The 21,959-nt window shown below is 71.8% G+C and carries 16 protein-coding genes; 2 read left to right on the top strand and 14 right to left on the bottom strand.

From position 1 onward, the window contains the following. Positions 1 to 14 precede the first annotated feature (14 nt). Genes CBP52_RS01240 through CBP52_RS01230 form a run of 3 tightly spaced genes read right to left on the bottom strand, consistent with a single transcriptional unit; the run spans position 15 to position 3,273 of the window. Complete coding sequence (locus tag CBP52_RS01240; protein ID WP_094179487.1) at positions 15 to 905, bottom strand: carbohydrate ABC transporter permease; 891 nt, start codon at positions 903 to 905, stop codon at positions 15 to 17. Next, positions 902 to 1,942, bottom strand: coding sequence for a carbohydrate ABC transporter permease (locus tag CBP52_RS01235; protein WP_094182046.1), 1,041 nt, complete (start codon positions 1,940 to 1,942; stop codon positions 902 to 904). The genes CBP52_RS01240 and CBP52_RS01235 overlap by 4 nt, the downstream gene beginning before the upstream one ends. 5 nt (positions 1,943 to 1,947) lie before the next feature. Then, positions 1,948 to 3,273, bottom strand: coding sequence for an ABC transporter substrate-binding protein (locus CBP52_RS01230; RefSeq protein ID WP_094179486.1), 1,326 nt, complete (start codon positions 3,271 to 3,273; stop codon positions 1,948 to 1,950). A gap of 153 nt (positions 3,274 to 3,426) precedes the next feature. Here CBP52_RS01230 and CBP52_RS01225 point away from each other — a divergent pair, with 153 nt between their 5' ends. Then, positions 3,427 to 4,413 (top strand): LacI family DNA-binding transcriptional regulator, encoded by a 987-nt coding sequence (locus CBP52_RS01225; protein WP_094182045.1) that lies wholly within the window; start codon positions 3,427 to 3,429, stop codon positions 4,411 to 4,413. Between the two features lie 23 nt (positions 4,414 to 4,436). On the opposite strand, the gene CBP52_RS01220 is transcribed toward CBP52_RS01225, so the two are convergent. From CBP52_RS01220 to CBP52_RS01190, 7 genes are all read right to left on the bottom strand, one after another. After that, positions 4,437 to 6,041 (bottom strand): peptide MFS transporter, encoded by a 1,605-nt coding sequence (locus CBP52_RS01220; protein WP_094179485.1) that lies wholly within the window; start codon positions 6,039 to 6,041, stop codon positions 4,437 to 4,439. Between the two features lie 54 nt (positions 6,042 to 6,095). Further along, positions 6,096 to 6,671, bottom strand: a complete 576-nt coding sequence (locus tag CBP52_RS01215) for a GNAT family N-acetyltransferase (protein ID WP_094179484.1) — start codon at positions 6,669 to 6,671, stop codon at positions 6,096 to 6,098. A 149-nt stretch (positions 6,672 to 6,820) separates the two neighbouring features. Further along, on the bottom strand, positions 6,821 to 11,905 hold the full coding sequence (locus CBP52_RS01210) for an endo-1,4-beta-xylanase (RefSeq protein ID WP_094179483.1): 5,085 nt from the start codon (positions 11,903 to 11,905) through the stop codon (positions 6,821 to 6,823). A gap of 300 nt (positions 11,906 to 12,205) precedes the next feature. After that, positions 12,206 to 13,714 (bottom strand): Asp-tRNA(Asn)/Glu-tRNA(Gln) amidotransferase subunit GatB, encoded by a 1,509-nt coding sequence (gene gatB, locus CBP52_RS01205; protein WP_094179482.1) that lies wholly within the window; start codon positions 13,712 to 13,714, stop codon positions 12,206 to 12,208. After that, positions 13,711 to 15,228: an Asp-tRNA(Asn)/Glu-tRNA(Gln) amidotransferase subunit GatA gene (gene gatA / locus CBP52_RS01200; protein WP_094179481.1), complete on the bottom strand. Its 1,518-nt coding sequence runs from the start codon at positions 15,226 to 15,228 to the stop codon at positions 13,711 to 13,713. Before gatA ends, gatB begins: the two co-directional genes overlap by 4 nt. Further along, positions 15,225 to 15,524 (bottom strand): Asp-tRNA(Asn)/Glu-tRNA(Gln) amidotransferase subunit GatC, encoded by a 300-nt coding sequence (gatC, locus tag CBP52_RS01195; protein ID WP_094179480.1) that lies wholly within the window; start codon positions 15,522 to 15,524, stop codon positions 15,225 to 15,227. Before gatC ends, gatA begins: the two co-directional genes overlap by 4 nt. A gap of 21 nt (positions 15,525 to 15,545) precedes the next feature. Further along, positions 15,546 to 15,962, bottom strand: coding sequence for a pilus assembly protein CpaE (locus CBP52_RS01190; RefSeq protein ID WP_094179479.1), 417 nt, complete (start codon positions 15,960 to 15,962; stop codon positions 15,546 to 15,548). A gap of 67 nt (positions 15,963 to 16,029) precedes the next feature. Between CBP52_RS01190 and nrdI the strand changes: the two genes are divergently transcribed. Continuing rightward, on the top strand, positions 16,030 to 16,503 hold the full coding sequence (nrdI, locus tag CBP52_RS01185; protein ID WP_094179478.1) for a class Ib ribonucleoside-diphosphate reductase assembly flavoprotein NrdI: 474 nt from the start codon (positions 16,030 to 16,032) through the stop codon (positions 16,501 to 16,503). Positions 16,504 to 16,531: 28 nt separating this feature from the next. Here the strand turns inward: nrdI and CBP52_RS01180 are convergent, their stop codons facing one another. The 4 genes from CBP52_RS01180 to ligA all read right to left on the bottom strand — a co-directional run bounded on the left by CBP52_RS01180 (position 16,532) and on the right by ligA (position 21,913). Beyond that, positions 16,532 to 18,010, bottom strand: coding sequence for a flotillin family protein (locus CBP52_RS01180; RefSeq protein WP_094179477.1), 1,479 nt, complete (start codon positions 18,008 to 18,010; stop codon positions 16,532 to 16,534). An 88-nt stretch (positions 18,011 to 18,098) separates the two neighbouring features. Beyond that, a complete protein-coding gene (locus tag CBP52_RS01175) occupies positions 18,099 to 18,566 on the bottom strand; it encodes a hypothetical protein (protein ID WP_094179476.1) in 468 nt (155 codons plus the stop codon). 162 nt (positions 18,567 to 18,728) lie between these two features. Then, positions 18,729 to 19,538, bottom strand: coding sequence for a GNAT family N-acetyltransferase (locus CBP52_RS01170; protein ID WP_157732462.1), 810 nt, complete (start codon positions 19,536 to 19,538; stop codon positions 18,729 to 18,731). A gap of 62 nt (positions 19,539 to 19,600) precedes the next feature. After that, a complete protein-coding gene (ligA, locus tag CBP52_RS01165; protein WP_094179474.1) occupies positions 19,601 to 21,913 on the bottom strand; it encodes an NAD-dependent DNA ligase LigA in 2,313 nt (770 codons plus the stop codon). Positions 21,914 to 21,959: the final 46 nt, after the last annotated feature.

The following is a 21,959-nucleotide window of genomic DNA, read 5'->3' as shown; positions in this document are numbered from 1 at the left end:
TCCGTCATCGTGGCTCAGCCCTTGACCGCGCCCTGGAGGCCGCTGACGATCCGCTTCTGCATCGCGAGGAAGAAGATCAGCGCCGGGATCATCGCGACCGACGTGAACGCGAACACGCCCGCGATGTCGGTCGAGTGCTCCGCCGAGTAGTCGGCGACGCCCAGCGGCAGGGTCTTGTTGTCGGACTGCAGCAGCAGCAGCGGCAGCATGTACGCGTTCCACGAGCCGACGAACGCCAGCACGCCGGTCGTGATGAGGCCCGGCCCCGACAGCGGCAGCAGCACCCGCCAGAAGAACCCCAGCCGGCTCGCGCCGTCGAGCTGCGCGGCCTCCTCGAGCTCGTTCGGGATCGCCTGCAGGAACGGACGCAGGATCACGACCGTGAGCGGCAGCGCGTACGCCGCCTGCGGCAGGGCGATGCCCCACCACGTGTTCGACAGGCCGAGGTCGCGGATGAGGATGAACAGCGGGATGACACCAACGGTCGCGGGGAACAGCAGACCGGCGACGAACACCGTGAACAGGCCCTCACGGCCGCGGAACTGGTAGCGCGCGAGCGGGTACGCCGCCATGACGCCGCAGACCACGACGAGCGAGGTGGTGATCACCGCGATCGCCACGGAGTTGCCCGTGTACGTCCAGAACTGCGGGTTCTTGAAGACCCCGATGTAGTTGTCGAGGATCCACGGGTTCGGCATGCCCGACGGGTTGAGGATCAGGTCGCCGTTCTTGCGGAAGCCCGAGATCACGCCGTACAGCACGGGGCCGAGCGACAGGGCGATCACGATCAGCGCGATGAAGTAGATCAGCGGGCTTCCGCCGCGCATCGCGTTGGTCGACCGTCGACGGGACTTCTGGGCAGCGGCCGCGGCGGCACCCTTGGGTGCGGCGAGTGCGGTGCTCATCGGGAGACCTTCTTCCGACGGACGACCGTGACGGTGTTGTCGCGGTTCATGACGAAGCGCTGGTACGTCAGCGCCAGGACGAGCGCGACCACGAAGAGGATCACGGAGGCAGCGGCGGCGATGCCGTAGTTGGACCGCTGCGTGCCCTGCTGGATGAGGAACGTGGCCATCGTGCTGGTCGCGTTGGCGGGGCCGCCCCTGGTGAGGACCCAGACCATGTCGAACAGCTGCAGCGACCCGATCATCGACAGGAACGCCCACGTGCGCAGCGTCGGGCCGAGCATGGGCACCGTGATGCGGCGCTGGATCTGCCACCAGGAGGCGCCGTCGAGCTGCGCGGCCTCGTAGAGCTCCTCGGGCACGCCCTGCAGGCCCGCGAGGAAGAGGATGACCGCCATGCCGAGGTACTTCCAGGTCAGGACCACCACGAGCGCGGGAAGCGCGGTCTCGAGGGTCCCGAGGAAGCCTTGCTGCGGTCCGCTCAACCCGATCTTGTCGAGGATGGTGTCGAGGAGGCCCTCGTTCGGGACGAACATCTGGTACCAGATGACACCCGCGATGACCTCGGAGATCACGTACGGCACGAAGATCAGGGTCCGGATGGTGCCCTGGAACCGCATCTTGCGGTTGAGCAGCAGCGCGATCGCGAGGCCCAGCGGCAGCTGGATGGCGATCGAGGCCACCACGATGATCATGTTGTGCTGGAACGCCTCGATGAACTCGGGGTTGTCCAGGACTCGCCGGTAGTTGTCGAGACCGACGAACTTCTCGAAGTCGCCGAACCCCTTCCACTTGAAGAAGGAGATCTGCACCGCCCGAGCGATCGGGACGGCCACGAACAGCGTGAGGAGTGCGAGGGCGGGCGCCACGAAGAGCGTGATCTCGAGGCCCTTGCGGATGGATGCACCATTCCCGCGGCGTCCGCCCGGCCGGCCGGCCACCGGCCGCGCCGAAGCGCGACCGGTGACCGGAACCGTCGGGGTGGACGTCGCAGGCGAGGCGGGGGCGCCCAGGCGGGCGGTCGCTTCGTCTGCCACGTCGATCACTTCTCCAGGTCAGCCGCCGCCTGCGTGGCGTCGACGATGTCCTGCGGGCTGGCCTTACCGGCGAACAGGTCGACGATCTTGGCGTTCATGGCGTCGCCGATCGCCGGACCGAAGGCCGTGTCGAAGTACAGCTGGATGAACGGCGACGCGTCGCGGACCTCGAGGAGGCTCGCCAGCGCGGCGTCGGACACGTACTTCGATGCGCTCGCGTTGGTCGGAAGACCCATGTCGAGCTCCGCGAAGCCCTTCTGGACCTCGTCGGACAGCAGGTACGACGCGAAGTCGACCGCGACGTCGGGCGCGTCCTGCGACACGGCCCAGGCGTCACCGCCACCGAGCTGCGCGGCGGGGTCGCCCTCGCCACCCGTGACGGCCGGGAACGCGAACCACGCGAGGTTCTCGCCGATGCCGGCCTCACCGATCTCGTCGGTGATGCCCTGCATCACGCCGGGCTCCCAGTGACCCTGGAGCTCGATCGCGACCTTGCCCGTGGCGAGCAGGCCGGACGCGGACGTCGCGCCCTTCTGCGCGACCGTCGACAGGAAGCCGTCGTTGAACGGCTGCGCGTCGAGCAGCTCCTTGAGCGACTCGCCCGCACGCACGAAGCACGGGTCGGAGAAGTCGAGCGAGGAGACGGCCGAGGTCAGGACGTCCTGCTTGCACTGGCGCAGCGCGAAGTAGTACCAGTAGTGCGCCGCCGGCCAGCCGTCGCCCGCACCGACCGAGATCGGCGCGATGTTCTTCGCCTTGAGCTTGTCGATGGCGTCGTACATCTCGTCCCACGTCGTCGGCGGGGCCTCGATGCCCGCCTCGGCGAAGAGGGCCTTGTTGTACCAGAAGCCCACGACGCCGATCGAGAACGGCAGCGCGTACGTCTTGCCGTCGACCTGGAAGCCCGCGACGGTGCCGCCGAGCTTGGCGATCGTGTCCGCGGCCGGCTCGGACAGGTCCTTGGTCAGGCCCGCCTCGACGTGGTCGGCGAGCTCGCCGCCACCACGCTCCATGTAGATGTCGGGCATGTCGCCCGACTGCATGGCGGCCGCCAGCTTGTCGAGCATGTCCTCGTGCTGCATGGCGTTCACCTTGATGGTGACGCCCTCGTGCGAGGCCTCGAAGTCCTTCGCGACCTTGTCGTAGTAGACCTTGCCGTCACCCGTGTTCGAGTTGTGCCACCACTCGAGCGTGACGGCCTCGCCCTTGGCGCCACCACCGGAGGTGGTGCCGTCACCGGACGGGGTGTCGCCCCCGCTGCTGCAAGCGGCAAGGAGAGCGATCGTCGTCGCGAGCGCGATACCGGCGCCCGCACGGCGCATGCGTGCCATGTCTGGTCCCTTCAGTCTTCGTTGACCCACCCTGACGACGACGAGAGTGCCAAAGTTTCGTGGCGGGTGTCAATCGTTATCGAAACCGATATCGACACCGTTATGAAACTGATGCCATATAGTCACCGCGTGGAGCACTCCGGTCGGGTCAAGATGTCCGACGTCGCCCGCCGAGCGGGCGTGTCGGTGGCGACCGTGTCGAAGGTCGTCAACGGTCGCTACGGGGTCGCGCAGGCCACCCTGGACCGGGTCCAGCAGGTCATCGCCGACCTCGGGTACGAGGCGAGCCTCGGTGCGTCCAGCCTGCGCTCGCACCGCACGCACGTCGTCGGGATCCTCGTCGCCGAGTTCGAGCCGTTCAGCACCGAGCTGCTCAAGGGCGCATCGGAGGCCATCGGGTCGACCGAGTACGAGCTGCTCGCCTACTCCGGCGGCGGCCGGCGCACCGACGTCGGGTGGGAGCGGCGCTACCTGTCCCGCCTCGGCGGCACGCTCATCGACGGCGCGATCATCGTCACCCCCACGGTCGTCGACGCGCACAGCGTGATCCCGGTCGTCGCGATCGACCCGCACACGGGCCCCACCGGCCTGCCGACCGTCGACTCCGACAACTTCGCCGGCGCGGTCATGGCGGTCGAGCACCTCGTCGCGCTCGGGCACCGGCGCATCGGCCTCATGGGCGGACGTCCCGACCTGGAGTCCGCACGGCTGCGCGAGGCGGGGTTCCGCGCGGCGCTGCAGGCTGCGGGCCTGGAGGTCGACGAGACGCTCGTCGTGAACGGCGGGTTCCGCCCCGAGACGGCGACGCAGCCCGCGCGTGAGCTGCTCGACCGGCCCGACCGCCCGACCGCGATCTTCGCCGCGAACGACCTGTCGGCCATCCGGACCATCGAGGTCGCGCGCGAGCTCGGGCTGCGCGTGCCCGACGACCTGTCGGTCATCGGGTTCGACAACGTCCCCGAGTCCGCGCTGTGCGAGCCACCCCTCACGACGATCAGCCAGCCGCTGCGCGACATCGGCGCACGCGCCCTGCACCTGCTCATCGACCTGCTCGACGACAAGGACGACAAGGACGTCCCGACGCACCTGCAGCTGCCGACCGCGCTCGTCGAGCGCTCGTCCTGCCGCGCGCTGGCCTGACCCGGCACGGCCCGTCCGGCCCGCTAGAGGACCGTCGCGTCCTCGGCGTCCTCCTCACGCGAGCCCTCGCGGATGTGCCGCGTGACCCAGGGGGCGATCGCGAACATCCCACCCGCGAACACGAGCGCCACGGCGCCGATCCAGCCGAAGTAGGCGGTCGGGCCCACGTCGCTCGTCGCCTGCACCACCTGTGCGGTGATCGCGTTGCCCGCGCTCGTCGCGAGGAACCACAGGGCCATCGCCTGCCCGCGGAACGCCCGCGGCGCGAGCAGCGTCGTCGCCGCGAGACCCACGGGTGACAGGCACAGCTCGCCGACGGTCTGGATGACGTACACCAGCACCAGCACCCACCAGGGAGTGCGCCCGTCGCCCGCGATCGCGGACGCGCCCGCGAGGAACAGGAACGACAGCGCCGCGAACGTCAGACCGATCGCGAACTTCACGGCGGTCGGCGGCCGGTCCTCGAGCCGGACCCACAGCCACGCGAAGACGGGTGCGAGGACGATGATCGCGGCGGGGTTGACCGACTGGAAGAACGCCGGCGAGACCTCGACGCCGAGGATCGTGAGCTCCGTGTGGTCCCGTGCGTACTCGGACAGCGTGCTCGCGGCCTGCTCGAAGATCATCCAGAACAGCATCGCCGCGACGAACAGCGGGATGTACGCCCGCAGCCGCGTGCGCTCCGCGTGCGTGACCTTCGGCGAGCGGAACATCAACCAGAACGTGGCCACGGGCGCGGCGAGCGCGATGTACGACAGCGCGTCGATGAACGTCGTCGTCGTGAACCCGCCGGAGACCGCCGCCGCGACGCCGACCGCGACGAGGCAGCCCACCAGGACGGCACCCACGAGCCGCACGAGCGGCCCGCGGTCCGCCGCCGTGAGCGGGTTCGGCGCCTCGTCGCCGGCGCCGCCGAGCAGACCCCGCCCCGCGACGAAGAACACGAGCGCGATCGCCATGCCGACCGCCGCCACGGCGAACCCCGCGTGGTACCCGCCGATCTCCCGCGCGACGCCCACCAGGATCGGCGCGAGGAGCGAGCCGATGTTGATGCCCATGTAGAAGATCGAGAACGCCGAGTCGCGGCGCGGGTCGTCGCGCGAGTACAGCTCGCCGACCATGCTCGAGACGTTCGGCTTGAGCAGGCCCGTGCCCAGCGCCACCAGCACGATGCCGAGGTAGGAGAACCGCGAGTCGGGGACCGCGAGGCTCACGTGACCCGCCGCGATGACCACCCCGCCGTACAGCACCGAGCGCCGCGCGCCGATCACCCGGTCCGCGAGCCACCCGCCGATGACGGACAGCAGGTACACCGACGCGCCGTACACCGCGACGACCGCGTTGCCGAGGTCGTCCGCGAGCCCGAGGCCGTCGTTCGCGATCGTGTCGGTGAGGAAGTACAGCAGGATCGCGCGCATGCCGTAGTAGCTGAACCGCTCCCACAGCTCGGTGCCGAACAGCGTCATGAGCCCCAGCGGGTGGCCGAAGAACGCGCGGTCGCGCGGCACGACCCCGTGCGCCTCCCCCACGCGCACGGACCGTCCGTCCAGCCGCGCGTCCCCGGGTGCCGGGTCGCGGGGCTCCACGCGGCGACGCGGGCGGCCCGGCGGCTCGTCAGGTGCGCTCATGCCCCCATCGTCGTGGGGCTCCCGGCGCGCCACCAGTCGGAGGCGGCAGCGGTGTCAGCGGGCTGAGCCCAGCTGGCCCGCGCGGTACTCGTCCTCGAGCAGACCCATGTCGATCGCGTCGCACCACCGGTCGCCGTCGCGGTAGGCGTCGCGGCGGCGCCCCTCGACCCGGAAGCCGAGGTTCTCGTACAGCGACAGCGCGCGGGAGTTGACCGACAGCACGTCGAGGCCGACCCGGTGCAGCCCCAGCCCGTCGAACGCGAACCCGAGCACCAGCTCGATCGCCTCCGTGCCGTAGCCGCGGCCCCGGTACCCGGGGCGCATCACGAGCCGCAGGTTCGCGCTGCGGACGACGTCGTCGATGTCGTTCAGCACGATCTCGCCGAGGTACTCGTCCTGACCCGCCAGCGTGATCGCCAGGTCGACCCGGCCCGGCAGGTCCGCCACCGTCGCGCACCAGCGGTCGACGTCCTCGCGGGTGAACGTCGCCGTGGTCCCGGTGAGGCGCTTGCCCTCGGGGTCGGTGACCACCTCCCAGACTGCCGCGGCGTCCGCGGCGCGGATCGGTCGCAGCGTGAGCATCTCACCCTGCAGGGTCGGCTTCTCGCTGCTCGTCGTCTGCTCGGTCATGCGCGACGCCCCTCCCGGCTCGGTGAGGCGAGGCTATTGCACCGGTCCGCGCCACCGCACCGACCCGCCGAGGACCGCCCGGGAACGACGAGGCGGCGTCGCCGCGGAGCTCAGCCATGCTCCGCGGCGACGCCGCCGGTCCCGTCGGGTCAGCGCAGCGTCAGCAGCGCTCCCCTGCTCGTGACCGTGCCGGCCACGTTGTGGACCACGGCCCGGAACGTCGAGCCGTCACGCGACGCGGTCGCGTTGATCCGCAGCGTCGTCTTGGTGGCACCCGAGATGGCGAACCACTTCGTCGACCCCTTGGGCTGGACGTACCACTGCACCTTCGGCGCGGGGTACGCGGTGGCCGCCACGGTGAACGTCGCGACCGTGCCCGGCGCCGCCACCACCGACCTCGGCTGCGCCGTGATCGTCGGGGCGACCTTCGTGGCGGTGATCGTCGCCGCCTTCGTGGTGACCGTGCCCGCGCTGTTCTTGAACACCGCGCGGACCTGGACGCCGTCGACCGTCGGCGTGAGCGAGACGCTCACCGTGGTCTTGGTGGCACCGTTGATCTTCGTCCACGACGACGAGCCGGGGAGCTTGCGCTCCCACTGGACCGCCGGCGTCGGGTAGCCCGACGCCTGGGCCGTGACCTTGACCACCGAGCGCACCGGAGCCGTCACCGACTTCGGCTGCACCGTGACCTTCGGCGCCACGCGCTGCACCTTCAGCTGCGCGGTGCGCGTGATGGCCGTGCCGTGGCTGTTGGTGAACACGGCGCGGAAGCTCGCCCGGTCGTTGACCGCGACGGCCTTGACCGTGAGCGTGCTGCTCGTGCGACCGGACAGGTTCGCCCAGGTCGTCGAGCCCGGCAGCTTGCGCTGCCACTGCACCGTCGGCGTCGGGTTGCCGGTCGCCGCAGCCGTGAACGTCACCGTCGAGCCGAGCGTGCCCGTGGTCGTGACCGGGTGGGTCACCACGACCGGCGCCGTCTCGACCGGCGGCTCGAGCGCGCCGACCAGCTTGGCGACGCCCCAGCGGGCCGTCGACTGATAGCCAGTGCCCGTCGGGTCCGCCCAGTTGGTGATGGCGTGCCGGCTGCCGCCCGCGGCGTCGTTGACCTGGACGTCCAGGCCGTGGAACGTCCCGAGGCCGCCGTACTCGAGGAGGCTGATCGCCGCCTCGACGCGGTACCCGGTCGCCGTCGGCACCACGGCCGACTGCAGGCGGTTGCGCTGGAACGCCTCGTCGCCCGTGCCGAACGAGACCGCACCGGTCGCGTCGATCCGGATCTGCGTGTCGTCGTAGCGGTACGCGCCGTTCTTGAAGTTCCCGCCGTCCACGTAGATCTCGACGGAGTCCTTCGTCCACGGGTCGCTGCCCGACGTGTCGACCTCGGGGTCGGTCACGTCCGCCAGCAGGTACAGCGTGTTGTCCTTCCACAGCGTGCGGAACGTGCCCTGCGCACCACCCGTGCCCAGCGTCGGCTTCTCGGTCGTGACCGAGCCCGCACCGGACCACACCGCGTCGACGTCGCCGTCGATCGTCGGGGCGGTCGCGGTCGCCGGCACCTCGGTGTACGACAGCGGCTCGACGAGCGTGACGCTGCCGAGCACGCCCGACGTGTTCCACGCCGACGTCGTGTCCTGGTCGACGACGCGCACGTCGAGCTCGACCACGTCGCCGCGGGCGGCGCCCGACAGCGGCACCGTGGCGACGACGGACCAGCCACCGGCACGCTCGACCGCACCCGACGAGCCGCGCGCGATCGTCGTCACGCCGTCCGGCGTCTCGAGCAGCACCGCGTCGCCCGAGTCAGCCGACGCGTCGTCGACGTCCACGTAGGCCAGCAGACCGTCCGGCGTCCAGCGCAGCTGGAACCGGCCGTTCTCGCCCACCGCGTGCAGCGGGAGACGACGCCACTCGTCGGAGCCGACCGCGTAGTCGCCCTCGGCGTCGGCCGCGAACGCGTTCGCGCTGCGGATCGCCGGCGGGAGATCCTGGTCGGCCGCGCCGTAGTACGCGGGCTTGGCCTTGAAGTAGTCGTCGAACAGCAGCGGCTTGCCGTTGTTCGACGCCCGCCACGACCGACCGTCGGTCAGGCCCCAGACCGTCACCGAGAACAGGTCGTCGGCGTGCGCCCGGAACGCGTCGAACGCGGCCTGGTAGTAGTACCCCTGGTCGACGGACTTCGCGGTGTCGGGCGAGCCGACGAACACGTCGAGCTCGGTCACGGCCTGCACGAGGTCGCGGCCGTCGGCCGTCTTCATGCCCTCGAAGTCGTCGATCGCGGCACCGAGCGTGCTGACCGGCGTCGACAGCGCGACGTGGAACTGGTGACCCACGCCGTCGATCGGGACGTCCCGCGCGATCAGGCGCTCGACGAGCGCCTTGTAGCGCGCCCGCTTGCCCGTCTGCTCGGTGTTGTAGTCGTTGATGAACAGCGTGACGGGGTGCTCCTCGCCCTCGGCCGCGTAGACGTCGTTGAACGCCTCGTTCGCGTACTCGAACGCCGAGTCCACGAAGCTCTCGCCGAGGATCTGGTACCACGTGGAGCGGCGCATGCCGTCCTCGTAGGCGGTGCCGTCGTCGATCACCTCGTTGACGACGTCCCACGCCTTGAGCGGGTTGGTCGGCGAGCCGAACGGGCCGTACTGGTCCGAGATCGTCTCGGCGATCGCGAAGATGTGCTCGCGCAGGCGCGCACGCATCGCGTCCGGCCCGAGCAGCGCACCCTCGTCGTCCCGGTAGAACCAGTCCGGCGTCTGGCTGTGCCACGCGAGCACGTGCCCGTACACCCGCAGCTCGTTCTCCTGCGCGTAGTCCAGGAGCGCCTTCGCCTCCGGGTGCATGCGGAACGAGTCCACACCCTCACCCGCATACCAGGCCTCGACCTTCATGTAGTTCTCGGCCGTGAGCTGGTTGAAGTGCTTGAGCAGCAGCTGGGAGGCCGAGCCGTTCATCTCGCGCGAGTCGACGGCCGCACCCATCGGGAACGTCACCGTGTCCTTGAGCGGCGTGAGGTCCTGGATCTCCGAGACCGGGGTCGACTTCACCGTGACGTCGTCGACGACGAACGTCGAGGTGTTGCCGGCCTCGCCCTGCGCCCACTTGGTCTCGAAGTAGATCTCCGCGGCGGTGTCGAACGCCGGCATCGTGAACGTGCCCGTCACGTTGACCCACTGGCTCGACGACAGGCCCGTGAACTGGGCCAGGTTCGAGAACGCGGCCGAGTTGTCACCCGTCACCGTGCGCGACGAGAGCGTCATGTCGCCCGGCGTGCCCTCGAACTTGACCCACGCCGAGACGTCGTACGACGCACCGGGCGTGGCCTTGTCCGTCACGTCGAACTGGATGCCCTGGCCCTGCGAGACGCGGTCCGAGACCCGGACGGCGTACGTCGAGTCGTGCGCGACCTCGTCCTGCACGACGACCGTCGGGGCGCCCTTGCCGTCGTCGCGCGGGGACCAGCCCTGCGGCGTGCCGTCCTCGAAGTCCGTGTCGACGAGCGTGACGCCCTTGGGCGCCGCACCGCCGGCGGGCAGCGTGAACGTCCAGCCGTCGGCGAGCAGCTCGGCGACCACGGTCTTGACCGCGTTCACGCCCGCCGTGCGGTTGCCGCCACCGTCGTGCACCAGGACGATCTCGCCCGGGTTGGACGTGATGACGTCGCGCAGCGCGGCCGTGAGCTTCGCCTCGTCGCCCGCGTTCTCGGCGCCGTCCCAGTCGAAGATCAGGTTGTCGACCGCGAGCGGCTGCATGCCGAGCGCGACCGCGACCTGGTTCGTCCGGCCCCAGTCACCGTTGGGCGCACGGAAGTAGGGCACCTCGGCCTCGGGGTCGCCCAGCGCGTCCCGGATGATCGCCAGGTTCGCCTTGAGCTTGTCCGCGACCTGCGCCTTCGTCAGCGAGCCCATGCCGTCGTAGTCGGTGCTGTGGTTGCACAGCGTGTGGCCGTCGGCCACGATCCGCTTGAGCACGTCGGCACCGCCGGGCGCCTGCACGTTCTGGCCGATGACGCAGAACGTGGCCTTGACGTCGTTCTCCTCGAGGAAGTCGAGCAGCGCGGTCGTCGTGGCGCCGTTCGGGCCGTCGTCGAACGTGAGCGCGGACGTCTTCGTCGTGCCGCGCGCGGCCGAGACGGGCGCCTCGGACGGGTTCAGCGCACCGCCCGGGACGAAGCTCGGGTCGGTCTCGACGTAGTCGTCCCCGCTGCCGGCGGCACCGGTGACGCGCACGTCGTCGACGAGGAAGCCCGGGTGGACCGTGTCGATCGCGGACGCCTCGAAGTAGAGGATCACCGAGGTGAGGCCGGCGGGCCGCGTGTACGACCCGGAGATCTCGACCCACTCGTCGGCCGTCACGTCGGCGGCCGTGGCGATGGTCGCGTACGAGTCGTCGCCGCCGCTGTTGGTCTGGGCCGTGACCTTGATGGTCGACGCACCCTCGGTCCCGGCCGGGAGCTTGACCCAGGCGGAGAAGTCGGCGGACTGCCCCGCGACGAGCGTCGACGTCAGGTCGGCCTGCGTGCCCGCCCAGTCGGCGGTGCGGTTCGCGACCAGCAGGCTCTGCGCGCCGCCGTGGAACTCGGTCCCGGTGAGGGAGGTCACCGAGCCGCGGTCGCCCCAGGGCGACTTCGTCGACTCGAAGTCGTTGCTCAGCACGACGGTGGGCTCGCTCGCGGGGGCGGCGGCGGTCACGACGACGTCGTCGAGCTGGTAGGTGAACGCCAGCGCGGGGGTCGGCTCCGGGTAGGGCCCGGTGCCGAGGTACAGCTCGCTCTCGGCGCCCGTCGCGGGGATGGTGTAGGTCCCGGTGACGGTGGTCCACTCATCGGTCAGGGTGGTGCTCGAGAGCCAGGTGAAGCTCGGCTTGGTGACCCAGCGGGCGCCGACGTTCGTGTCGCCCGCGACGATGCGGGCCTGCGCCGTCACGGTGACGACCGTGCCGGCCTCGAGGCCCTCGAGGAGGTCGGTGGGGGTCGAGACCCCGTCGAAGTTGGCGCCGCGGACGACCTGGTAGACCTTGTCGCCGTCGCCGAGGTCGACGAACGTGCCCGCCGCACCCGACTGCGTCAGGCCGCCGAGGGTCCCGTCGTCGAACGACGCGGTGAGCAGGGACGTCGTCCCGTCCGCCGCGCCGGCGGCGCTCGCGCCGACCGTCACGGCTGTCAGCGGTGCTGCCAGCAGGGCGAGCGTCGCGAGTCCCGCGACCCCTCGTCTGCTGTGCACCCGTGTACTAGTAAGCATCGACGCTCCTTTGCGTGACGTGGTTCCGGTGGCCGTGAGGCTAACCCGGTGTTGCGACCGGAGGGAACAATCTTTCGGTAACGATTTCGATACCGTTCAACACCCGGTCGCCGCGCACACCCGACATCTCGGACAGTCGCCTGCGGGACGGCCTCTGGACCGATCCGCACCACCACCTGGAACAACACCCGAAGGGAGCAATCTCCGGGGAACGCGAAGACCCCGGTCGGTGGACAGCCGACCGGGGTCTTGACGCCCGATGGTCCCGTCTGGGAGGAGCCGGAACCTAGAAAGTCTCGATCAGGACGAGACCCTCTCGAGGACCAGCTCGCGGACGCGTGCGGCATCCGCCTGACCACGCGTCGCCTTCATGACGGCACCGATGATCGCCCCGACCGGGCCCAGGTTGCCCGAGCGGATCTTGTCGGCGACGTCCGGCTGAGCCGCGAGCGCCGCGTCGATCGCCTCGAGGAGCGGACCGTCGTCCGAGACGACCTCGAGCCCCCGCGCCACGACGACCTGCTCCGGCCCGCCCTCACCCGCCAGGACGCCCTCGAGCACCTGCCGCGCGAGCTTGTCGTTGATCCGGCCAGCGTCCACCAGAGCCTGCAGCTCACCGATCTGCGCGGGCGTGATGGGCAGGTCGCCCAGCTCCACGTCCCGCTCCTTCGCGGTGCGGGCCAGCTCGCCCATCCACCACTTGCGCGCCGCGGCCGGTGCGGCGCCCGCCGCGACGGTCGCCTCGATGAGCTCGACCGCCCCCGCGTTCACCACGTCGCGCATCTCCGCGTCCGCGAAGCCCCACTCGCCCTGCAGGCGACGACGACGCGCCGCCGGCAGCTCCGGAAGCGCGGCACGGATCTCCTCGACCCACGCCCGGTCCGGCGCGATCGGCACCAGGTCGGGCTCCGGGAAGTACCGGTAGTCCTCCGCGTCCGACTTCACGCGGCCGCTCGTCGTGACCCCCGTGTCCTCGTGCCAGTGCCGGGTCTCCTGGACGATCGCACCACCCGCGTCGAGCACCGCGGCCTGCCGCGAGATCTCGTAGCGGACCGCACGCTCGACCGAGCGGAACGAGTTGACGTTCTTGGTCTCGGTCCGCGTGCCCAGCGGGCTGTCCGGAGTCGGGCGCAGCGAGACGTTCACGTCCGCGCGGACGTTGCCGCGCTCCATGCGCGCCTCGGAGACCTCCAGCGCGCGGAACAGGTCACGCAGGGTCTGCACGTACGCGCGCGCGACCTCCGGCGCGCGCTCGCCCGCACCCGTGATCGGGCGCGTCACGATCTCCACCAGCGGGATGCCCGCACGGTTGTAGTCGACGAGCGAGTACTCCGCCCCGTGGATGCGGCCCGTGGCGCCGCCCACGTGCGTGTTCTTGCCCGCGTCCTCCTCCATGTGCGCGCGCTCGACCTCGACGCGGAACACCGTGCCGTCCTCGAGCTCGACGTCGACGTAGCCGTCGTACGCGATGGGCTCGTCGTACTGCGACGTCTGGAAGTTCTTCGGGACGTCCGGGTAGAAGTAGTTCTTGCGTGCGAACCGGCACGTCTGCGCGATCGAGCAGTTGAGCGCGAGCCCGATGCGGATCGCGTACTCCACCGCCGTGCCGTTGACCACCGGCAGGCTCCCCGGCAGGCCCAGCGACACGGGAGTGACCGACGTGTTCGGCTCCTCGCCGAAGCCGGCGGGCGCCGCGTCGAACATCTTCGTGCGCGTGCCCAGCTCGACGTGCACCTCGATGCCGATCACCGGGTCGAAGCGCGCCACCGCGTCGTCGTAGTCGACCAGGGCCGCGGTCGTGCCGCTCATCGCGCCACCTCCAGCTCCGGGGCCTGCGCCAGCAGCGGACCGCCCCACTCGTTCTCCAGCAGACGCTCCAGCGCGGCACCGACCCGGTACAGGCGGTCGTCCGCCTTCGCCGGCGCGAGCACCTGGAAGCCGACCGGAAGGCCGTCGTCCGACAGCCCCGCCGGCAGCGACAGGCCGGGGACGCCGGCGAGGTTCGCCGGGATCGTCGCGACGTCGTTGAGGTACATCGCCAGCGGGTCGTCGAGCTTCTCGCCCAGCTTGAACGCAGTCGTCGGCGCCGTGGGCGAGACGAGCACGTCCGCCTGCGCGAACGCGGCCGCGAAGTCACGCTGGATGAGCGTGCGGACCTTCTGGGCGCTGCCGTAGTACGCGTCGTAGTAGCCGGCCGACAGCGCGTACGTGCCGAGGATGACGCGGCGCTTGACCTCGTCGCCGAAGCCCGCGCCTCGGGTCGCCGCCATGACGCGCTCCGCGGTGACCGGCCCCTGCGTGGGCTCGACCCGCAGACCGAACCGCATGCCGTCGAACTTCGCGAGGTTGCTCGACGCCTCCGCCGGCAGGATCAGGTAGTACGCCGCGAGCGCGTACTCGAAGTGCGGGCACGAGACCTCGACGACCTCGGCACCCGCGCGCTGCAGCAGCTCGAGCGACTCGTGGAACCGCGCGAGCACGCCCGGCTGGTACCCCTCGCCCTGCAGCTGGGTGATGACCCCGACGCGCACGCCCGACAGGTCCCCCGACGCGCCCTGGCGAGCCGCCGCGACGAGCGGCGGCAACGGCTCCGCGATCGACGTCGAGTCACGCGGGTCGTGGCCACCGATGAGCTCGTGGAGCAGCGCCGAGTCGAGCACCGTGCGCGTCACCGGGCCCGCCTGGTCCAGGCTGCTCGCGAGCGCGATCAGGCCGTACCGGGACACCGAGCCGTACGTCGGCTTGACTCCCACCGTGCCCGTGACCGCCGCGGGCTGGCGGATCGAGCCGCCCGTGTCCGTGCCGATCGCGAGCGGCGCCTCGTACGCGCCGACCGCCGCGGCGCTGCCGCCGCCCGAACCGCCCGGGATCCGCTCGAGGTCCCACGGGTTGTGCGTGTTGCCGTACGCCGAGTGCTCCGTCGACGAGCCCATCGCGAACTCGTCCATGTTCGTCTTGCCGAGGATCGGCAGCCCCGCGGACTTGATGCGCTCGACGAGCGTCGCGTCGTACGGCGGCACCCAGCCCTCGAGGATGCGCGAGCCGGCGGTCGTCGGGACACCGCGTGTCACCACGACGTCCTTGACCGCGATCGGCACGCCCGCCAGCGGGTGCAGGTCCTCGCCCGCCGCGCGGCGGGCGTCCACGTCGGCCGCCGTCGCGAGCGCGGCCTCGTCGGACACGTGCAGGAAGGCGTGCACAGCGCCGTCCACGGCAGCGATCCGGTCGAGGTGCGCGCGCGTCGCCTCCACCGACGAGACGTCGCCGGCCTGGAGGCGGTCCGCGAGCGCGGCCGCGGAGATCCGCGTCAGGTCCTCGCTCATGCGTCCTCCCCCAGGATCTGCGGCACCAGGAACTTGCCGTCCTCGCTGGCCGGCGCCGCGGCGAGCACCGCGGCGCGGTCCACCGGGGGCTCGGGCACGTCGGCACGGAACACGTTCGTCAGCGGCAGGGGGTGGCTGGTGGCCGGCACGTCCGGGGTGGCGATCTCGCTCACGCGTGCGACCGACTCGACGATGACGTCGAGCTCGCCCGCGAGCCGGTCGAGCTCGGCGGGCGACAGGTCGATCCGGGCCAGCCCTGCCACACGCGCGACCTCGTCGCGGGAGAGGGTGGACATGCCACGGAGTCTAGACGTGCGTCAGGTCCGGTCGACGGCCGCCTCGATCAGTGAGAGGAGCGCGAGCGCGTACGCGTCCTCCGCGTGCGGCGCGGTGAACACCTGCTCGGGCCGTCCCGCGAGCTCGACGAGCACCTGGAAGCTGCCGTCCGTCGAACGCGCGAGCGACCGGAACGTCCCGCCCAGCAGCTCGCGCAGCTGGTCCTCGCGCGGCAGCCACACCGCGTCCTGCAGCTCGACCGAGTCCAGCGCCCACTCCGTGGTGCCGTTGAACCCCAGGACCGTGCCCGTCGCGTAGTGGTGCGCCTCGATCGTCATCTCGCTTACCGTGAACACCTCGTCGACGCCGTCGACCAGCATCCCGAACCGGTCGCCCGAGGTCGGGTGCCAGTGCAGGCCGGTGGTCCGCAGCCGCAGGGCCAGGTCGCGTGAGATCACACGCCCAGTATCGGGCCGGGACCATCTGCCCGCGAGCACGCGGGGGCAGCGGGCGATCCTGACGGACGTGCGTGTCATCCCGGTGTACTACTACTCGTCCGCGAGCGGCCTCGTGCGGTCCTTCGCGCAGCGGCTCGAGCGGCCCGTGCACGACCTCGCGCAGCGTGAGGTCCGCCTGTCCGAGGCCGACGGGCCCTGGGTCCTGCTCACGCCGTCGTACAAGACCGGCAACGACGCGAACGACACCGTGCCCGAGGCCGTGCGGCGGTTCCTGCGCTCGGCGGCCAACCGCCGCCGGCTCGTCGGCGTGATCGGCTCGGGCAACCGGAACTTCGGCCGCTACTACCAGGACGCCGCGCGGCTCGTCGCCCGCGCGTCCGGCCGGCCCGTGCTGTTCGAGTTCGAGCTCGCGGGCACGCCGTGGGACGTCGAGGAGTGCCGGCGGCTGCTGGCCGACCTCGACGCCGCGCTCGACGCCTCCCGCGCCGACCGCCCGCTCGACGAGGGACCGGCGGGGACCGGTCGGCCCGAGGAGCGCTGAGCGCGGACCCCGGGCCGACCGGCGCCGATCAGGAGCGGGTGTCCGTGTGGTTGCCGCCCTGGTGGTTCAGCACGCCCGCGGCCACGCCGCCCGCTGCGCCCGAGAGCACCGCCGCGATGTCGATGCCCGTGAGCGACTTGACGACCTCCTGGCCCTCACCGAGCACCTGGCCGACGGTCTTGGTGACCGCCGACGCGCCGTCGGTCGAGACCACGGTCAGCTGCTTGATCGCGGCGATCGGGTCGGACGCCGCGCGCACGATCTCCGGGAGCACGCCGATGACCTGCTGCGCGAGGATCGCCTCGCCCTGCTCGCGCAGCGCCTCGGCCTGCGCCTTGGTCGCCTCGGCGGCGGCCAGACCCTCGGCCTTCGCGGCGGCGGCCCGCGCGAGACCCAGGGCCTCGACCGCCTGCGCCTCGGCGAGCTGCCGGTCGCGCTCGGCGTTACCGGCACGGATGGTGGCCTGCGCGGCAGCCTCCGCGTCGTTCACCGCCGCGACCTTGTTCGCCTCGGCGATGCGCGTGCGCTTGAACGCGTCCGCCTCGGTCGCCGCGTTCGCGGCGTCACGCTCACCGGTCGCCTGCTGGACCGCGGCGTACGCGGCGGCCTCGGCCGGCTTGCGCACGTCGATGTCCAGCTGCTCCTCGGTGACCTTGGCCTTCTCGGCGAGCGCCTCACGCTCCTGGAGGGCGACCAGCTTGTCCTGCTCGGCGCGTGCGAGCCGGCCCGCGGCGTCCGCCTCCGCGTTCGCGCGGTCGGTCTCCGCCTTGATCGTCGCCTGCTTGAGCGCGAGGTCGCGCTGGCGCTCGGCGATGGCCTCGGCCGCGACGATCTTCGCGAACTCGGAGACCTGCTGCGCCTCGGCCTCCTTCACCTCGGCGACCTGCCGTGCACGGGCCGCCTCGGCGCGCCCGAGGTTCGCCAGGTAGTCCGAGCCCGGCGTGGAGATGTCCGAGATGTTGAGCAGGTCGACCTGCAGGCCCTGCTCCGCGAGGTCCGTCTTCGTCGAGGCGACCACCGCGTCCTGCAGCGACTTGCGGTCGGAGATGATCTGCTCGATCGTCATGTCGCCGATGATCGAGCGCAGCGAGCCCTCGAGGGACTCCTTGATGACGTCGGTGAGCGTCGCCTGCTGCGAGAGGAACCGCTGGGCCGCGCGTCGCACGCCCTCCTCGTCCCCGCGGACCTTGAAGTTGATCGAGGCCTTGATGGCGAGCTTGATCCGGTTCTTGTCGACGCCCTCGACCGTGATGCCGATCTGACGCTGCTCTAGCGAGATCGGGAAGCCCTGCTGGAGCACGGGCCAGACGAAGACGCGCCCGCCGACGACGACGCGCTGGCCGCCGTCGCCCGCGTTCTTGCCGGCGCCCCGGCCCACGATGACGAGGGCCTCGTTCGGCGGGACGCGCCGGATGCGCTTGGTGACGAGCGTGATGACCGCGACGAACGCGATGACGAGCGCGAGGACGGCGAGGACCGCCGAGCCGCTGCTGAGGAAGTCGGGCATGGTGTCCGGGTCGCCCCGGGCTCCTCTCTTCAGGCCCGCGGCCTGTGCCGCGGGGACGGGTGGTAGGGGTGGGCCGCGCGGCCCGGTGTCAGGCGCGCCGCACGCGGACGCGGGACCCGGAGACCCCGACGACGACGATGCGGGTCCCCGCCGGCAGCTCCTCGTCGGCCCACGCGAGCCGGCTCTCGAGGTCGCGCACGCCCTCGAGCCGGACCTCGCCGCCCTCGGGGCCCGTCGTCGAGGTCAGGACCCCGAAGGCCCCCTCCAGCGGCGGCGGCGGGGCGTCCTCGGACGCGGCGAGCTTGGTGATCACGGTCTGGGCGACGAGCCCGGCGACCACCGCGAACGCCGCCGCGATGACGTAGGCCCAGACGTCGGCGAGCTCGGCCGAGCGCGCGAGCACGCCGGACGCACCGAACACCACCGCGCCGATCCCCACCGCCAGGCCCGAGATGCCACCGTCGCCGATCTCGAAGGACTCGAAGATCTCGCCCACGACGAGCGACAGGACGAGCAGCAGGAGGCCGACGGCGCCGACCACGAAGAACACGGTCACGGGGGTGCTACCTCTTTCTCGCCGGGTCGGGCGGGTGCACGGGCGGATGAGCCGTCCTCTGCGGCGGGAGCGAGCGTCCCCGGCCGTGAGTAACGGAGCAGTATGTCAGAGACCAAGACTCGGTGTGGGCGGTTTCGGACCGCCTGTGCACAGGACGTCAGGTCAGCAGGAACCCGCGGGCACCGTGCCGTCGGCGGTGGGCCGTTCGAGGTAGCTGTACCCGTCCACCCGGACGAAGCCGAGGTCCGCGTACAGCGCGGCCGCGCCCGTGTTGTGCTCCTCGACCTGGAGGAACGCGTGCGACGCGCCGTGCTCGCGCGCCACCTCGAGCCCGCGCAGCGTGAGCAGCCGCCCGGTGCCTCGCCGGCGGTGCTCGGGCCGCACCGCGAGGCACGACAGCGCACCCCAGCGCCCGGCGCGTGCCACGCGGATGATGCCGACGAGCGCGTCGTCGTCGTACGCCGTCAGGTGCCACGCCTCGCCGCCCGTGAGGATCGCGCGGGCCAGCGCGCGCCGCGCACCGCCGTCGCATGCGTCCGCGCCCTTGACGTCGAGGTGCAGGTCGAGCCACGCGTCGTCGGGCTCGCGTGCGAGCGACGTGCGCACGGCACCGCCCCCGGGCGTCGCCGTGAGACCGTCGAGCGGGCGCGCGAGCACCGCGGTGACCGCGCGCTCGGCCCACCCGCGGCCGTCGAGCTCGCCGCGCACCTCGTCCTGCAGGCCGCCGTGGCCGACGCGCATCACCGCGGGCAGACCGGCCGCCGCGTAGTGCGTCTCGACCTCGTCCACCGCGCTCGGGACGCCGCCGTCGGGGACCTGGAGCGCGACCGCGCTGTTCGCGCGCTTCGTCAGCCCGCCGGACAGGCCCACCCACCACCCCTGGGTCGTCACGACGCGACGCAGCGGGGGCCAGCACGCCATCTCGACCTCGACCCCCGGCGCGAGCGCCGTCGGCACCTTCGCCCTGGACACCGTGCCCCTGGACACCGTGCCCCTGGACACCGTGGACGCGGGCGCGCCACCGTCCCGCGCGCTCACGCGACGGCCTCCGGTCCCCCGGCCAGCAGCCGCTCGAACCCGGACTCGTCGAGGATCGTGAGGCCGAGCTCGCGCGCCTTGGTCTCCTTCGAGCCCGCGCTCTCCCCCACCACGACGAAGTCCGTCTTCTTCGAGACCGAGCCGGCGGCCTTCCCGCCGCGCACGAGGATCGCCTCCTTGGCCTCGTCGCGCGAGAACCGTTCGAGGCTGCCGGTCACGACGACCGTGAGCCCCTCGAGCGTGCGCTCGGTATCTGCCCCCGCCTCGTCCCGCATGAGGACGCCCGCGTCGCGCCACCGGTCGACGACCTGCGCGTGCCACGGCGTCGCGAACCAGTCCGTGAGCGACTGCGCGATGGTGGGGCCGACGCCCTCCACGCCCGCGAGACGTCCCGCGGCCGTCTCGGCGTCGCCCTCGACGACCTCGCGCAGCGCGGTCATCGAGCGGAACTCCTGCGCGAGCGCGCGCGCCGCCGTGGGGCCCACGTTCCGGATCGACAGCGCGACGAGCACGCGCCACAGCTCCTTCGTCTTGGCGAGGTCGAGCTGGTCGAGCAGCGTGCGTGCGGCCTCGGACGGCTCCCAGTCCGGCAGCTCACGGCCCTGCGCCTCGGCCGCGGTGCGCTGCGCGCGGCTCCACGTGAGGCGGCGGCGGAACGGGGTGCGCCGGCGCACGTTGCCGTCCTCGTCCTCGCGCGGCAGCCCCGTCTCCGGGTCCCGCACGACGACCTCGATCTCGGCGAGCCTCGCCAGGCTCGCCGCACGCACGCGTTCGCGCTCCTCGTCGGACGCGTCCGCCGCGTACCCCACGAGGTCGAAGAGGTCCGCCTCGGTGCGCAGCGGCGGCTCCCGCGGCACGTCGGGCTGCGTGAGCGCCGCGGCCGTGACCTCGCCGAGCGCCTCGATGTCGAGCGCGCCGCGCGAGCCGATGTGCTCGACGCGCCCGCGCACCTGCGCCGGGCAGGTCTCCGCGTTCGGGCAGCGCAGGTCCACGTCGCCCTCGCGCATCGGGCGCAGCGGCGTGCCGCACTCGGGGCAGTCGGCGGGCATGTGCCACTCGACGCGCGGCACGGAGTCGTCGGGGGCCTGGGGCGCGGGCCCCACGACCTCGGGGATCACGTCGCCCGCCTTGCGCAGCACGACCATGTCGCCGACACGCACGCCCTTCGCCCGCACGACGTCCTGGTTGTGCAGCGTCGCCTGGCGCACGGTCGAGCCCGACACGAACACGGGCTCCATGACCGCGAACGGCGTCGCCCGCCCGGTGCGGCCGATGCCCACCTCGATCGCGAGCAGGCGCGTGTTGACCTCCTCGGGCGGGTACTTGTAGGCGATGGCCCAGCGCGGTGCGCGGCTCGTCGCGCCGAGGCGGCGCTGCAGGCCGATCTCGTCGACCTTGAGCACGATGCCGTCGATCTCGTGCTCGACGTCGTGCCGGTGCTCGCCGTAGTACGCGATCATCTCCCGCACACCGTCGAGCCCCTGGACCACGCGCGTGTGCGAGGACGTGGGCACTCCCCAGCCGGCCAGCAGGTCGTACACCTGGGACTGCCGCGTCAGGTCCGCGGGCCGGGTGCCGTCGGCCCAGCGCAACGCCCCGATCCCGTGCGCGTACATGCGCAGCGGACGCGACGCGGTCACGCGCGGGTCCTTCTGCCGCAGCGAGCCCGCCGCGGCGTTGCGGGGGTTCGCGAACGGCGCCTTGCCCGCCGCGACCTGCGCCTCGTTGAGCGCGGTGAACGCCTCGACCGGCAGGAACACCTCGCCGCGGATCTCGATGAGCTCCGGGTGGGTCGCCGGGTCGCCCGCGAGGACGTCGGGGATCGTCGTGATCGTGCGGACGTTCAGCGTGACGTCCTCACCGGTGCGCCCGTCGCCGCGCGTCGCCGCGCGCACCAGGCGGCCCTTCTCGTACAGCAGGGCGATCGCGAGGCCGTCGATCTTGAGCTCGCACAGGTAGTGCGGCGGCTCGTCGGTCTCCAGGTCCCGCTGGACGCGGTCCGCCCACGCACGCACGTCCTCGTCGGAGAACGCGTTGTCGAGCGAGAGCATGCGCTCGACGTGGTCGACCGCGCGGAACTCGGTCGAGAACGTGCCGCCGACGAGCTGCGTCGGCGAGTCGGGCGTGCGCAGCCCCGGGTAGGTCTCCTCGAGCTCACCGAGCTCGCGCAACCGCGCGTCGTACTCCGCGTCCGACGAGCTCGGCGCGTCCCGCACGTAGTAGGCGAACTGGTCCGCGCGGATCCGCTCGGCGAGCTCGTCCCAACGGTGGCGAGCCTCGGGCGGGATCTCCTCGTTCTCTTGCGTCACCCGCCCATTGTGGCGGCGACCGCCGACAGACGCCGACCCCGCGGCG

It is taken from the genome of Cellulomonas sp. PSBB021 (genome assembly GCF_002240455.1).
Classification (GTDB): Bacteria; Actinomycetota; Actinomycetes; order Actinomycetales; family Cellulomonadaceae; genus Cellulomonas; species Cellulomonas uda.
The sequence above is the reverse complement of the archived record's forward strand: the minus strand, read 5'-3'. Positions and strand labels throughout refer to the sequence as shown.